Consider the following 15,749-nt stretch of genomic DNA (forward strand, 5'->3'; position numbering starts at 1 on the left):
TATTGCTAATTTTCATAAACAAATATAATGCCATTGAGCCTAAGAGCACATACTTAAATTGAAAAAATAGATAAAATATTAAGTTAATCAAAAAATAATTAGGTTTCGACAATTACATTAGCAAGTAGATATGTACGAGAACTTAAATTATGCTTAAAGTAACTTATATACTCAGAGTATATAGGCTGTAAAGCTTGCAGTATAAAGGTTTATAGCATTATTTTAATTAATAAATATACAACGATCATGACGAGCAATTTTTGAGAAATCGACGGTTGTGCTTATTTGAATCGGACTTAAAATTATACCTAACGGTAGATTAAAAATTAAATGTTAGCTTTTCAGCAAATGCTAAATATCAAAAATTAAATGTTTTAATAATATCCATTACTATGCGGTGATATGATTATAATTCACAGAATTTTGAGGTTATTTTTAACCTCGCGTTCACCAATTAAATTATCCATATCCTCCCTAGTCAAACTTATTATTGAGTATAGGTCAACAGTAATACTAAAGTTGATTAAGGTTACTTCAGCTCTTTGTTAATTACCAATTTAAATATCCTAAATTAGGTGATAAAAATTAAAATTAAAAAATTTTTTAACCTATATAGAGCAAGGAATACAGATTATTTGAGACTTCTATTAATTGGTACATTATTGTACATAATTCCAATTGGGGTAGATAATAAAAAATGTAGCTAAAGTTTCTTAAAGTTCACCATGAGCACCAAAACTCAAGAAATTGTCAAAGTTTATGGTAAGTCTAAAGCTACCGACCACTATTTATCACCTAGCAGACGTGATGCAGTAAAGGTCAATTGGGAAGAACCATTCTCTTGTATGGTTTATCGTAAAGCTATAGAACAAACGGAATATCGTTTAGGGAATTCTCTAGAAGTTTTAGATATAGGAAGTGGAACTGGGGACGGAATATCTCTACTGACCAGCAAATTAATGAAAGAGTCTGGTTTAAATTTAGATGATGATATTGACTATCTTGGCATTGATATTTGTCAAGATATGTGTGAAACTGCGCGTTCTATTCACTCTCATCGTAATTATGTAAGGTTCTTACAAGGAGATATTCGTCAAAGTCTTCCTGACGAAGCCTTTAAGTTGTACCTTTCTTGTGGAGTCCCTTATTCTCATTTGACTCCAGCAGAATTACAAATAGCCCTACAGAACATATTTGAAAATATCCGTCGTCATAACACCCGATCTGCGGTTGTGGTTGATGTTCTGGGGAAATATTCCATTGAGTGGGTATCTAAGTGGAATTTAAGTCGTTGGGATTATCGGATGAACTTTTTCCAAAGCGATGGAGAAGCCGATTTTACACCTATGAGTTTTTATTCTGCACAGGAGTTAAATCAACTAATTCATGAAGCAGCAGCACAAGCGAATTGTAAATTGTCAAATATAGAGTTTTTCGACCGTTCTGTAATGGTTGGAAGACACACCTCAACAGGAGAGTTTACTCCGAACTTATCTCGTTACCGAAACTTAGTTAATAGTTTGATGGATGTGGATTGTACTACAGATTTTGAACAACTTATGTTTGACGTGCAGTTGGGAGAAGCACCAGCCGAAATCATTGATTTCTTTAAAACTTTTCAAGGTTGGTGGAATCAATTAATAAGAGAGGCTGCAATACTTTGTGGAGAAACTGTCCATGGATGTGAATCTACTCTACCCACTGAATTTCAAGGTTTGACTAAAGAATTAAAAGAGTCGCTCGATAATTCTCAAGTTGAAAATATCCGCGCTAGTATCATCGAGCCAATTCTGGCTAAGTACTTACATAACTTAGAAGTTTCCACTCAAAAAGGATTAGGAGTTGGACATACTCTGATGGCTCTTGTCAGTGTCGACCAAAGTTAACCTAGTTTTAGGTTAAGAGTGATTTATACGTGAGTGCACAACTGTAAATCTTCTATCACTCCATTTATTGCGATGCCCTATGGGCTTATCGCAAAATGAATATTGCAACGATTTTGAATTCCTTTCTGTAGTTAATATCTTAATGAAAACTAATTCCTTCGTTGCTTAACACAAATTCCCAGGTAGATACTCAAAAGATAGATATTAAAAACATTCTCACTCTCAAAATCTATCAGTCTCAAAATTTATCAGTTTCAAAATCTATTTAAGCCGTTTCCTTAGAGCTTTCTAATTCCCAATCTTTTATCTTTCTTACCCAATCATTTCTAATACGAATAAAATGACACAGTGTAATTAATTCTGTCCTGCCACTTAAATCTTGCTTAAGTGCCACAACTATTACATTGGTAGTCTGTAGAGACGTGACAGAGGTTATGACTAACCTCATTTAGAGCCTAATATGGTGTTGGCACAAACCTCTCGCTGGAATGTTCTGACTGCAATCACCCATTTATACTCTGTCATATCTCTATAGAAAATTAAAATTAAATTTAATACCGAGCGAGTTTTGAGTATAAACTTTTATGCGCTAGTGATTAAGGTTTGAAACTAACTCAAAGCAGCAATTAGTTTTTCAACTCTTTGCTTAACTTCATCCCGGATACGTCGAAATGTTTCGATCCCATGACCTTCAGGATCGTCAAGTTGCCAATCTTCAAACACTTCTCGCGTTACCCATTCAGGAGGTAGATTTACGCCACATCCACATAGAGAAATCACTGCATCGTAGTCCCCGGGATTAAAATCACTTAAAGCCTGAGAAGTTTGGTTGCTAATATCAATTCCAATTTCTGCCATAATCTCTACTGTTTTGGGATCGACGTAACTTGCTTCTAAACCAGAACTGACAACAGAAATTTTTCCTTTCCCTAAACTTCGAGAAAATCCTTCCGCCATTTGAGAACGACGGGAGTTTTTCTTACAAACAAACATGACTTTTTTCATGGTGTGATTAGTTGTTAATAGTAATAGATTTACTCAGAAAATTTTGAATGTTTTTTAGAAACTGTAGGCTTTATTTAACTCAATTCACAAATTTAGGTAAACAGTTTTCTATACTTTTACTTTGCTTAAGTGCTTTCTCTTTGCGTTCGCTGTAACGATCTGTAAGGTAATCTGATTGATCGCGTAATAACAAAGTAAATTTGTAGAGTTCTTCCATAACGTCAATTACTCTGTCACGATATGGTGAGTCTTTCATTGTCCCATCTTCGTTAAATTCTTGATATGCTTTGGCTACAGAAGATTGGTTGGGTATGGTAAACATCCGCATCCAACGCCCTAAAATTCGTAATGTATTAACTGCGTTGAAAGACTGAGAACCACCAGAAACCTGCATAACGGCTAAAGTTTTACCTTGGGTTGGTCTAACTGAACCTATAGTTAAAGGAATCCAATCAATTTGATTTTTTAAAATTCCAGTAATATTACCGTGCATTTCGGGAGACGACCACACTTGACCTTGAGACCATTGGCTAAGTTCCCGCAATTCTTGCACTTTTGGATGGGTTTCTAGAACACTGTCACGAACAGGTAATTCACGTGGGTCGAAGAATTTAACTTCTGCACCAAATCCTCCAATAATTCGTGCGGCTTCTTCTGCTAAAAGTCTACTGTAGGAACGTTTTCGTAAAGAGCCATATAAAAATAAGATTCTGGGTGGAGAGTCTGAGTTAACCATTGCATTCGATCAAACAAATTATATTAATGAGTTGATTATTATACAGCAGAACTTAGGAGCGAAAAAGGCTCTATTTCAATCTCCTACTTAACATCCCTAAATCCGTTTGAAAGCACGCCATAAACAATTGCTGCTAATTGCGCTCCCACTATTGGAGCAACCCAATATACCCAGTGATATTGCCAAATACCTCCCACTAAAGCTGGACCAAAAGAACGTGCTGGATTCATACTTGCACCAGTGATTGGTCCCATAAATGCAGCTTCAAGTCCTACCGTTAAACCGATTGCTAAACCTGCAAATCCGATGTGAGCTCGACGGTCAAGCCCAGAACCAAAAATTACGAACATCAAAATAAAGGTAAGAACAATCTCTAAAATCAGAGATTGCAACCAATTATCGTTCAGAGGTAGGGTCGCACCCAAGTTATTGACTTTTCCCAAGCTTGCACATAATAAGCTTGAGGCAGCGATCGCGCCAATCAGTTGTGCAAAAATATAGGAAGGAACTTGCTTCCTCGGGAAAAAACCACTGGTCCAAAAAGCTAATGTGACTGCAGGATTGAGATGTGCTCCACTGATATGACCTATACCGTAAATTAAAGCAGCCACAACACTTCCAAAAACAAAACTTATACCCAAGTGACTAATAGCACCATTACTAATGCCGTTTACCATTACCGCACCAGTACCAGCAAAAACTAAAATAAAAGTTCCAATCCCTTCTGCTAGCGCCTCTCGGGAATAATGGATTGGTATTTTAAGTAAATTACCCTTCTTATTCGATCTCATTACCACCTAGGAATAGGGTTTCCATATTAAAAAATGAAGAAACAATATGTATACCCATTATGTTATTTCAATAAAAATTGATATGTCAATCATTCCGAAGAATAAATAAGAATTAGTAGTATAACGTGATTTAGATTACATTTAAATAATAAGATACCCAATTAATATTACATATCAACAACTAACTAAAAAACTGGTAGAGACGCGTAAATATAACGTCTCTACCCGTTCATTACGTATTTGAAGATAGCTATAATTTAATTTGTTTGCTACTTTATTTACTCATATTCATTACCACAAGGATTAGCAGGCAATATTTGACTAAAGCGACGATAATCAGCTAAATACTGTTCTAAAACAATAAATTGACTGAGATTAAGGCTGTAGTAAATCCACCTGCCTTCTTGACGAGTACGAACTAAGCCAGCCAGTTTAAGTGTTTTGAGGTGAAAAGACAATTTTGACTGACTGACTTTTAAAATGTCGCACAAATCACAAACACACATTTCCTGCTTGCGCAGTATTTCTAGGACTTTAATCCGCAAAGGTTCAGAAAGAGCATGAAAACCAGCGGCAATCAAATTAGTGTTAAGAACGGGAGGTGTTTGTGCTTGCATTACTTAATGTTGCCTAATTGTGTTTTATATTGACTTCGAATGCAGGCAAAAATAACAACGCTTAGTAATGAATACCAGCTTGTTTAAATCGGTGTAACGCTTCACCTAATCGCTCGCATTCGGCAATTAAACTGATTCGCACATATCCTTCACCACCGACACCAAATGCATTACCAGGTGTTACAACTACTCCGGTTTGCTGCAGCACATCGAGAGCAAAGTCTGTAGAACCAATTTTGGCTGGACATGGGACCCAGATATACATGGTAGCTTTAGTTTTGGGAATCTGCCAACCTAAATCGGCCAAACCTTTAATCAAAAAATCCCGACGAGTACGATATCGCTGTTGTACTTCTTGCAGGTAACTATCTGGTAATTGTAAAGCTGTTTCCGCTGCAGTTTGCAATGCGGCAAAAATTCCATAGTCTAAGTTAGTTTTTAATGTCCTTAAACCTTGGATGATGTGGCGGTTACCAACAACAAATCCAACTCGCCATCCGGCCATATTATAGGTCTTAGACATGGTGTGAAATTCCACACTAATATCCTTTGCTCCAGGAATTTCTAGTAAACTAGTCGGTTGATAGCCGTCAAAAGCCAGTTCTGCATAACACAGATCGTGTACCAGAAGAATTTCGTATTTGCGAGCAAAAGCAACGATTTCTTCAAAAAATTCCCTCGGTGCGGTAGCTGCTGTGGGATTACTAGGATAGTTAAAGTAAAGAATTTTTGCTTTTTTGGCAACTTCATCTGGTATGCTAGCTAAATCAATCAACCAGCCATTATCAGGTTTTAAAACTAGATTGTGAACTTGACCGCCAGCAATGACAGGTCCACGGAAATGTGCTGGATATGCGGGAGTTGGGACTAGAACCAAATCGCCAGGATTAATATAAGCAATTGCTAAATGAGCCAATCCTTCTTTAGATCCCAGTAGCGGTAAAGCTTCACTATCCGGATCTAATTTCACATCGTAGCGACGATAGTACCAATTGGTAATTGCTCGACGAAAATTGGCAGTACCTTCAAAAGGGGGGTAACCATGATTTCTTTGATTTTGCAAAGCTTCGATCGCAGCTTCAACTACTGGTTGTGGAGTTGCACCATCCGGGTTACCCATCCCTAAATCGATCAAATCTAAACCCTGTTCTCTAGCCTTTGCTTTGAGTTCGTCAAGACGGGCAAATACGTAAGGAGGCAATTTCTGAATGCGTTGGGCTGGGGCGATCCAATTTAAGCTCATTGTTCCACCTCACTATTCAATCCGCTCAGGGATATACAATTTGTTGATTCTTTCGTATCAATTGGTGCTGTAGTGGAAACCATTGCAGCCATCAACTGTTCCAGGGAAACTGAAAATGGTAACCGGTGAATATCAGAGCTTGGATTTAGAGTGATTTGGGCAACATTTTGTAACTGTGTCAAAGTAATTTCACCCAAGTCTAAGTCTGCTAGCTTTTGAGGTAATCCAATCTCTGCGTAGAACTTTAACAACTGTTGTCGTGCTGCCATTGCGAGCTGATTGCCCTGTAACATTTCCTCTAGGCGTAATTGAACTAAAATTCCATAAGCAACCTTTTCCCCGTGAATGCTTCCACGCCCGCAAACATGAGTTAAACCATTATGTACGGCATGGGCTGCAACTGTACGGCACTGGGCTCCACCAATTCCCCCAATGACCCCAGCGAGCAAAACTGTCGCATCGACAACTTGACACCAAATATCGCTTCCTGGCGATCGCAGGGCTGCGGAAGATTTCTGTAGTAAAATATCTCGTAAAACTCGTGCTTGTTGAACCGCTGCAATAATTAAAGTTTCCTCTGAGTGTCCGCTGCTGACGGAAGCTTCATACCATTTAGCGATCGCATCACCAATACCTGCAACTAGAGTTCGTTGGGGAGCAGTTTTGATTAATTCATAATCCAATATCAATAAATCGGGACAGCTTGCTAACCCCACATCGTAAATAAATGCTCCGTCATCAGAATATACATTTGATAGTGCGGTCCAAGCAGCACAGGTAGCAGCTGAAGTCGGAATTGTTACAACGGGCAAATTTAATTGATGGGCTAGCAATTTAGCTGTATCTAAAGCTTTACCACCACCGACGCCAACAATAACATTGGCTTTGTGCTCTTTTGCTGCTTTATGCAAAGTTTTGAGACTTGCTTCCGAGCAATCGGGAGTGTAATAAGACTTGGCAAAATTGAGTTCTTTTGCATCCATTATCGGCTGCAGGTGTGTTTCAGCTAAGCTAAAGCTTTTTTTTCCTGCGACTAATAAAGGACGATTTCCCAAATTTTTAATAATTGATGATGAGTCTGCTAAAATTCCAGAACCACGCATCACTTTTGCTGGAGCAACTGCAAGAGTAAGCAAAGAATTGGAAGTTGGAGTTGATGACTTTTCTGTGAGTTGATTAGGCATATAACTAATTAAAAATACCAAGACTTCTAGGTTTCTAGAAGAATGAAAAATATTATTCTTTTTGGTGGCAATTTCTAATTGACGACTTATTGAATGCGATCTGGCTGCTTGTGTTATCAGTTATTACGATTTTAACCAAGAGTGAATTTGTTTAACTTCTTAGTCCAGATAAATCAGTATTTTATTTGTGATATCAATTAACTTTCTTAAATTCAATTAACGTTCTTAAATCTTAAGTGTAAGCGTAGAAAAAATGCAATGTTTACCTATTTATTGACTTATTAGTAGCTAATAAGTGTTTAGTACTTAAGCACTAATTACCCTAGCATAGGGAGTCCCTTTGGGACTTATTTTAATCGTTTGAGATGAACAGCGCCTGAGCCGCACAAAAGGTAAACGGTGAATGCTTTCTTATATCGCAACGGCTGTAAATTGCGTTGTCTGTGCGTAATTGCTGGTGTTTTTAAAGTAACAATCCACTACAATCAAAATAAAATTCTTCCTGTTTCTATATGTGCGATTATTTTTGATGCCAATATTTTACCTAACTTTTTGACAAATTGTGTCTTGAGTTACAAAAAAATTTTAAAGCATCAAAATTACTTTGTCTTATTTTCCCACTCATTTTTTGCTTCAATGACTAGGTGATGATTTTAAAGTATGTTGTCAAATTGGACTTTCTTCTAGTATCGGGATAGCTTCATCTAAAGTGTATTCTAAAGAGACTTACAGAATCACATCTCTACGTGAATATGGATTTAAATAGATTTGAAAAAAACTTACTTAAATTTTTTAGTAACTAATCTCAATGAGTTAATAGCATCAAAAATATAGGGAATTTGAGGCTGAGAAGCATTTGAGAACTGAAGAATATTTCCGCAGTAGGACTTTCACCTCTTTCCCTGGCTAGACTAAATATTTATTTCCCTAGGCTGATAATTGCGTTAAACGCTCGAAATTCGCTTGATAGATTTCGATTTCCATCTGTGAGTCTTCACGACTAGCAAGAGACCGTTTGACTTCACCTAAATAAAGTGGGACTGATAAACCTTCTTCTGGATGAATTACTGTCCGCGCTCTGATGATTAATTTATCTTCACCTCTGCTTGCTAGACGACCATAGGAAAATAAATCGCTTGCAGCTTGTTGTAAAGTTGCTTCTAATTCAGAACGAGTAATCTCAACAGGGGTGGCAATGACTGCTTTTGTGGCTCCATTATCATAAACTAAACTGTAGCGGAGGGCTCCGGGAACCACTGTTCGTGTTAAGGGTGCAAGGGATAATGCAAATAAACCTGCTGTCAGTACTAACATAAAACCAGTTGTACCTACTAATCGGAAACGAATACCCCATTTAAGGATAAAAGCTAGTAAAGCTAAAACAGCAAATACTACAGTGGCGATTCCTGACCATTGGGTAAACTGCAGAAAATCAGCTTGAGAAAACATGGAATTGGCTGCTAATTCAAAATTTTATTAATTTTCTATATCATTAGCATACTTTGTCGAGCTTTGGTAATTAACTATTGATGATTGGTAATTTTTATCTGCTTGATTTTGATGTCAGTTGTATGCATCAAAATCATAATAATTAATCAATAAATATAAAATATAAATAATTAAGTATTTTTTAGATGAGTATAAATTAAATATATTTAACTCTCAATCGTCTATAAAATTTTATTTGTGAACGTTTCTGGTTTATTTGATTTAGTTTTTTTGTAAATCAAAGAGATTAAATAAATAAAGAAGGGCATCTTTTGAGGATGCCCGTTATGCAGAAAACACCCTAAGGGGTGCCACTACACCTTCCCAACAATCAGCAACAATGGCTGATTTAATCAGCCATACTCACAGTCAGAGACGTGAATATAATCATATTATTAACTTCAAAATATATTTGCCTCCAGTGTATACACCGAAAAATATTTACATGATGATTTGCAAATTAATTAAAGTATTATCTGAGTTTAAATGATGGAGATTTATAGTTAGCTAAAATGTTTAATTTGCTCGAGATTAGAGCACTAATTATATTTGAAATCTTTTTAGTCTTAATTAGTAAAAGGTAATTATTTTTATTCTAGGTGCCCATAAACCCTAATTCGCATATAAGTATTTAGGCAAAATTATTTATATTGATATATTTAATATTGAGTTATAGAGAACTTATGGCACTACACTCAAGTTAAAAGTTAAAATAGACCGCGCCTATAACTAATACTAAGTGCGGGTTCACTACCCCTTTTTAGAATTGAGAGAGGGAAGTGTGGGAGGTGTGGGAGGTGTGGGGGGAAATCCCAAAGAATATAAGGGGGTTTTAAAAATCGGATTTGGTATAACTTCACCTAGGGGATCCGGGGAGCAAAATTCCAAACTCCTCACACTTCCCAAACTTCCCACACTCACCATCTCATTAATTTTTCCCCGAGTAGTTATAACGATCGCAGTTACTATGTACTCATGCGATCGCTAGCAATAATATATGAACTGTTTTTATCAATCAACAACTAAAACTTTTTTGTAAGCTTGATGCGTAGCATTAATTACAGCGTCTACTTCTCGCTCTTCAAGCTCCGGATATATGGGTAAACTTAATAAACGCCCTGCGAGTTCTTTAGCAACGGTGAGAGGTTCTACCCGACAAGGTAAACCCAGTGCATATACAGGTTGTTCTGGAATAGTTCTAGAAAATAGATTTTCTGTTTGAATTCCTAATGCTTCTAGGCGATTTTCTAAAGCCAAACGCTCTTGTACGGAATCAAGCAAAATAACATATTTGTAAAATGTGCGACTGCATTCATCCTTGACTGTAGGAGTTTGGAAAGGTAAAGATGCAAATGCAGCATTATAACGAGCAGCAATTTCTTGGTGACAACAGTTCCAATCTTCCAAAAATTCTAGTTCTAAACCAATCACAGCTGCAGTAAACTCACCCATCCGAGCCCGGAAGCCAAATTCTTGATGAATGTATTTGTTCAGTACAACCTTACCGGGATCTCGCAAACTTTTCAGTTGTAAAACATCTTCAGGATTAGAGACAGTAATAAATCCTCCATCTTCTAACCCACCTAATTTTTTGCCCAAATACATTGAAAAACAACCAAAGTCGCCGATGCAACCCGCATAATTCTCTTTGTATTTTGCTCCATGCGCATGGGCTACATCTTCAATAACTTTCAGCCTGGATTCGGAAGCAAGTTCCATTAAAGGCTGCATATCAACCATTTGACCGTAAAGGTGTACAGCAATTACAGCTACTGTTTCCTCTCGAATTGCATTTCTAACTGCTTGCAAATCGATGGTCAAGGTATGTGGATCGATATCTACAAAAGAAGGAATTGCACCCACAGCACTTACTGCGTAGGCAGTAGAAATATGAGTTAATGCTGGTACTATTACTTCGTCTCCTGGGGTAACACCAGCAGCTAACAGTGCCAATTGTAAAGCGGAATTACCAGAGTTAGTGGTAACAGAGTTTCTTCCCCATTTCGACTTTAAATATTTTTCTAATGCTGCGACCTTTGTTCCAGATATATATTCTCCAGAATTAATAACATCACTAGTTAGACTTAAAATCTTAGATTTGAGAAAATCTAGCCTACGGCGAGTACCTTCAGCAGGTACTCTGACAAAGTCGCTCATAGTTGTGAAGGAGAGGGAACATTAAAAACACTTAAAAATGATAAATATAAAACATGAACTCGAGCAAGCCAGAGTTATACACTTTAAGAATCAAGTATTAAAAATCAAATATTACAAGTCAAGTATCAATAATCTAGTATATATTTATTTTTTCGGTTGTCTTCAATAATTTATCTTTAGTAATTTATATCTTTAGCGATTTATACGTTTAGTAATTCATATTTAGCAATTTATCTTGAGTAATTTATTTTCAGTAATCTGTCTCGGTCATCTGCTTTTACTAGCATTTAATTGCTTGTTTACATGCGCTATGCTAATTTGTTTATCTACTGAAAAAAAGTATATTTTAGACAGATACACCCATATATAGCAACACTTACAAGTCGAAAGTTTACTATTCATAAGTTTTATTGCGTCTACAACGTTAGTGTAGCGTGTCCGTAGGAGAAACAGGATTCATCTATGTCCGAACCAAGTTACGCAGTGTTGCTATATATACTTTAGTTAAACCCCTAAGCTGAAACCCAAAATTTAATTCATTAGCCATTTAAATCAATTTAAATCAATTTAAAAACTAACGATAAATAACCTGAATTTGTAACAAATAACTAGCGATCTGAACTAATGGCAAATGACCTGTGACAGGCTCAGTTTTGAATAAAATATTCAAGTAGTGAAATAGTCAAATAAACAATTAAAAAATTAACTATTTTCTTGCCAAGTCAAACATAACTTGCGGAAATGATTGCCACGTTCCTCAAAGTTACGGTACCTGTCGAAACTAGCACAAGCAGGAGATAGTAATACAGCCTTGGCTTGTAATTCTTGGGCTAATTTTGCCGAACGAGGAACTGCATTTTCCATGGTTTCAACTATTTCATAATTGGTATAAGCAATTTCTTGCAGGCGTTGGGCAAATTGGGGTGCAGCGTTACCTATTAGTAGTACTGCAGCAGCTTTAGCCTTGATTTTTGCCAACCAAGCATTATCATCACCTTCTTTGGCTTCACCACCGGCGATCAAAATTAAGGGACTTTTAACAGATACTAAGCCCACTTCAGCAGCATCATAGTTGGTGGCTTTACTATCGTTGATGAATTTAATACCTTGCCAATTACAGATATGCTCCAGACGATGGGGTACGCCGGGAAATTCTTTAACAGCATGGGCTATGACATTGTTTTCAATCCCTGCTAACCGAGCAGTTCCTACTGCTAGCAGCAGGTTTTGCAGGTTATGCTCCCCAACCATTTTTAATGATGATACTTCTAAGATTGGTTCATCACCGTTTTCTGTAACTTGGTAAACCCAACCATCCGTAATGTAAAACCCTTTATTCCTTACCAGTTCTTCTTTACCTTTAATACTCGTCCAATAAGCATTTTGCCAATGAACCAAACCCAATTTTCGTAAATGGGGATCGTCCCCATTGAATATTTGTGATTGAGAATTTTTCAACAAACTTGCTTTGATGTTGTAGTAGTTCTCTAAGGTTTTATGACGATTGAGATGGTCGGGGGTAAAAGTTGTCCACACTCCGATTTTGGGAGCAATGGTGGAGGAAGACTCGATTTGATAGCTACTCATTTCAACTACCAACCAGTCTAGGGAATACTTGGTTTGTGTTTTGGTGTTATGGGTATTATTTGCTAATTTGCGATCTGCTAATTTATGTTCCCCGTAGTCTAGTGCTACTTCGCAAGCTGCATAACCAATGTTGCCACAAGCTGGTGCATAAAAGCCTGCGGCTTGAAATATGGCAGCAATTAAGGAGGTAGTTGTGGTTTTCCCATTCGTACCCGTAATTCCCACCCAGGGAATCGATTTTAGATTTCGCCATGCTAGTTCCATTTCCCCAATGGTTTGGATCCCCATTTCCCTAGCTTTAACTAACAGGGGAATATCCCAAGGGACACCAGGACTAACAACAATTAATTCGGGCAAATCTGAACTTTCTAAGTCCAGTGAATATCCCAACTTGACGGTTATCTGTTCGCGAGCAAGTTCTTGTTTTTGTGTCAGCAGGGCTGAAGAGGTTCCACTGTCGCCAATTTCTACCTCCCAGCCCCCCTGTTTCAACAATCTTGCTGCAGCAACGCCGGATTTTCCTAATCCAATTACATGAGCTTTGGACATAGACTGTAGCAGAGATCCCTGGTTAAGCGATTCCTATAGTAGCGCTTCTTGGGAAAAATTAAACGCCTAAATATTTACCAATGCTACAAATTTTTTACAATTGCACCAAAATCTGCTAGCACGCGGGCATGATTGCGAAGTAGTCCAAGCAGGTGTAGTCTATTCTGCTTGATTTTTGGATCGGGATCCATAACCAGTACGCTTTCAGGTCCGTCAAAAAAATTACTAACTCTGGGTGTAATTTCTTCTAAAGCTACAACTAGTTTGCGATAATTACGCGATCGCTGAGCTGCTTCGGTTTGAGGAATTAAATCGACGATGGCATTATAGAAATTTTCTTCAGAATTTTTTTGGAATAACTCCCGATTAATTAAAGAGTTGGGGTTTAACTGCTTTGTGTCTAAATCTCCCTGTCCGGCGAGACGACTAGAACGATTCACAGTTTCATAGATTTTTTCTAAGGTTCCATCGTCACGAATTTGTTGTAAGAAAGTAGCGCGGTTTCTTAAATCTAATAGATCTTGTAACGCCCTTTGGGTATATTCTGGATCGTTTTCCCCTAGCACAGCATTAACCAAATCGTAATCAATTTGTTTTTCTTCTTGGAGTAAGGTGCGGATGCGCTGTAGGAAGAATTCTTCCAACAAAGCAATTAATTCGGCTTGATTTTTATTTTGCTCGTGAACGACGGTAAAATTTGCAACAACTTGGTGTAGTAGTTTTTGTAAGTTAACATTGAGGTTTGCCGCCCAGATAATATTAACTACAGCATTTGCAGCCCTTCGCAAAGCAAAAGGATCTGAAGAACCACTAGGAATCATTCCCAAACCAAAGATACCTACTAAGGTGTCTAACCTATCTGCCAAGCCAACTACTTGACCGGTAAGGGTTTGGGGTAAAATATCATCTGCACCCCTAGGTAAATAATGCTCAAAAATAGCCGTTGCAACAGTTTCTGGTTCGCCACTAGCAGCAGCATATTTTTGTCCCATAATTCCCTGTAATTCAGGAAATTCATAGACCATTTGGGTTACTAAGTCGGTTTTACACAATAAAGCAGCCCTTTGAATTTGTTCGGATTCCCCATTGCTTAACTTTAATTGCGTAGAAATTTGGCTAGCAATTTGACAAATTCTATTAACCTTTTGCCGTAAAGATCCTAATTTCTCTTGGAAAGTAACTGTTTCAAGTGCTGGTAAAAAACTTTCCAAAGATTTGGATAAATCTGTTTTGTAAAAGAATTGACCATCAGCTAAGCGGGCGCGAATCACCCTTTCGTTTCCTCGGGCGATGATATCTGACTTTGCTGGATCGCCATTAGAGATGGTGACGAAATTTGGTAATAATTGCCGGTGTCCGCTATCTTTGAAAACTGGAAAATATCGTTGATGGGATACCATTACAGTGGTTGTTACCTCTGTAGGTAAATTTAAATATTCTGGTTCAAAGTTACCAACAACTGCACAAGGGTATTCAACCAGATTAGTTACCTCTGCTAGTAAATCTGGATATATTTCTACATCCCCGTTTAATTTTTTGACTTCAGAATTTACTTGTTGAGTAATTGTCTTTTCCCGTTCTGCAGGATCGACTAAAACGTAAGCAGAACGCAAATTTGTTACATAATCCTTGGCTTGAGCAATACTGATATTACCTGGATGTAAAACCCGGTGACCCCGACTTAGGCGATCGCTAGTAATGGTTTCAGAACCACTAGTAAATTCAATTGGTAGTACCGCATCATCTAACAAAGCTACCAACCAACGAATAGGACGAGAAAAACGCTTATCTCCATCACCCCAACGCATTAAACGCTTTCCTTCTAAACCCCAAACCCATTGGGAAACCAATTCCATTAAAATATCCGCGATCTTACGCCCAGGAATTAGCTTATTAATAAAAACAAATTCACCTTTTTCCGTCGCGCGAATTGTGAAATCTTTAACTTCAACCCCTTGCTTTTTGGCAAAACCTGCTGCGGCTTTAGTTGGTTGACCATCTTTAAAAGCTGCTTGAACGGGCGGACCTTTGATTTCTTCTTCCCGGTCTGCTTGTTGTGATGGTAGACCTTTAATAAGTACCGCTAACCGTCGGGGAGTACCGTAAACTTCTACAGCTTCCGAACTAACGTTATTTTCTCTTAAACTTTTGGGTACGCGCTCCTGGAGTTGCTTTAGGGCGCTGCTGAGAAAACTTGCAGGTAGTTCTTCTGTACCAACTTCTAATAAAAACGCAGGCATAAGAGACTCAATTTTTTCTGGTCGGGGTTGACATCAATCAAATAATGCCAACAGTTTACAGGATATACCAAGCATTGGGGTTACTGAATTGAGTTTGGGAAGTTTGGGGAGTTTGGGGGGTGTGGGAAGTTTGGGAAGTGTGGGGAGGATGGGGAGTGTGGGAAGAGAAGGAGATATTTTTGTATCCCCTCAAAATTCCGGGGTAAGGAGTTACTCAGGTATCCATGACCAACCAAAAGGATTAGAAGAGGACTTATCCCGAATTA

The 15,749-nt window shown here is 37.7% G+C and carries 13 protein-coding genes; 2 read left to right on the forward strand and 11 right to left on the reverse strand.

Annotated elements, in window-relative coordinates; genetic code table 11:
* Positions 1-725 precede the first annotated feature (725 nt).
* Entirely contained in the window at positions 726-1,886 is a 1,161-nt protein-coding gene (locus BC008_RS21795; protein ID WP_058183792.1) for a class I SAM-dependent methyltransferase, read from the forward strand.
* 265 nt (positions 1,887-2,151) lie between these two features.
* On the opposite strand, the gene BC008_RS49615 is transcribed toward BC008_RS21795, so the two are convergent.
* The 8 genes from BC008_RS49615 to BC008_RS21835 all read right to left on the reverse strand — a co-directional run bounded on the left by BC008_RS49615 (position 2,152) and on the right by BC008_RS21835 (position 8,911).
* Entirely contained in the window at positions 2,152-2,334 is a 183-nt protein-coding gene (locus BC008_RS49615; protein ID WP_058183793.1) for a hypothetical protein, read from the reverse strand.
* 161 nt (positions 2,335-2,495) lie between these two features.
* Positions 2,496-2,891 carry an arsenate reductase, glutathione/glutaredoxin type gene (gene arsC / locus BC008_RS21805; protein ID WP_027842683.1) on the reverse strand — a complete coding sequence of 132 codons (396 nt, stop codon included), beginning with the start codon at positions 2,889-2,891 and terminating at the stop codon, positions 2,496-2,498.
* A gap of 79 nt (positions 2,892-2,970) precedes the next feature.
* Positions 2,971-3,627, reverse strand: coding sequence for an arsenical resistance protein ArsH (gene arsH, locus BC008_RS21810; protein ID WP_027842682.1), 657 nt, complete (start codon positions 3,625-3,627; stop codon positions 2,971-2,973).
* 83 nt (positions 3,628-3,710) lie between these two features.
* Positions 3,711-4,418 (reverse strand): MIP/aquaporin family protein, encoded by a 708-nt coding sequence (locus BC008_RS21815; protein WP_027842681.1) that lies wholly within the window; start codon positions 4,416-4,418, stop codon positions 3,711-3,713.
* Between the two features lie 278 nt (positions 4,419-4,696).
* Positions 4,697-5,035: an ArsR/SmtB family transcription factor gene (locus BC008_RS21820; protein WP_027842680.1), complete on the reverse strand. Its 339-nt coding sequence runs from the start codon at positions 5,033-5,035 to the stop codon at positions 4,697-4,699.
* Between the two features lie 61 nt (positions 5,036-5,096).
* Positions 5,097-6,278, reverse strand: coding sequence for an aspartate aminotransferase (locus tag BC008_RS21825; RefSeq protein WP_027842679.1), 1,182 nt, complete (start codon positions 6,276-6,278; stop codon positions 5,097-5,099).
* The gene (locus BC008_RS21830) at positions 6,275-7,462 is read right to left on the reverse strand and encodes an iron-containing alcohol dehydrogenase family protein (RefSeq protein WP_027842678.1); all 1,188 of its coding nucleotides are present in this window, start codon (positions 7,460-7,462) and stop codon (positions 6,275-6,277) included. Before BC008_RS21830 ends, BC008_RS21825 begins: the two co-directional genes overlap by 4 nt.
* A 927-nt stretch (positions 7,463-8,389) precedes the next feature.
* A complete protein-coding gene (locus BC008_RS21835; protein ID WP_027842677.1) occupies positions 8,390-8,911 on the reverse strand; it encodes a Ycf51 family protein in 522 nt (173 codons plus the stop codon).
* A gap of 805 nt (positions 8,912-9,716) precedes the next feature.
* Here BC008_RS21835 and BC008_RS48535 point away from each other — a divergent pair.
* Positions 9,717-9,938: a hypothetical protein gene (locus BC008_RS48535; RefSeq protein ID WP_161938137.1), complete on the forward strand. Its 222-nt coding sequence runs from the start codon at positions 9,717-9,719 to the stop codon at positions 9,936-9,938.
* A 23-nt stretch (positions 9,939-9,961) separates the two neighbouring features.
* Here the strand turns inward: BC008_RS48535 and BC008_RS21840 are convergent, their stop codons facing one another.
* The 3 genes from BC008_RS21840 to glyS form a co-directional block, all read right to left on the reverse strand.
* On the reverse strand, positions 9,962-11,107 hold the full coding sequence (locus BC008_RS21840) for a DegT/DnrJ/EryC1/StrS family aminotransferase (protein ID WP_027846261.1): 1,146 nt from the start codon (positions 11,105-11,107) through the stop codon (positions 9,962-9,964).
* 702 nt (positions 11,108-11,809) lie between these two features.
* Entirely contained in the window at positions 11,810-13,243 is a 1,434-nt protein-coding gene (gene murD, locus BC008_RS21845) for a UDP-N-acetylmuramoyl-L-alanine--D-glutamate ligase (protein ID WP_027846260.1), read from the reverse strand.
* 83 nt (positions 13,244-13,326) lie between these two features.
* Complete coding sequence (glyS, locus tag BC008_RS21850; RefSeq protein WP_027846259.1) at positions 13,327-15,483, reverse strand: glycine--tRNA ligase subunit beta; 2,157 nt, start codon at positions 15,481-15,483, stop codon at positions 13,327-13,329.
* Positions 15,484-15,749 lie beyond the last annotated feature (266 nt).

The sequence above is a fragment of the Mastigocoleus testarum BC008 genome (assembly GCF_001456025.1).
In the GTDB taxonomy this organism is placed as follows: domain Bacteria; phylum Cyanobacteriota; class Cyanobacteriia; order Cyanobacteriales; family Nostocaceae; genus Mastigocoleus; species Mastigocoleus testarum.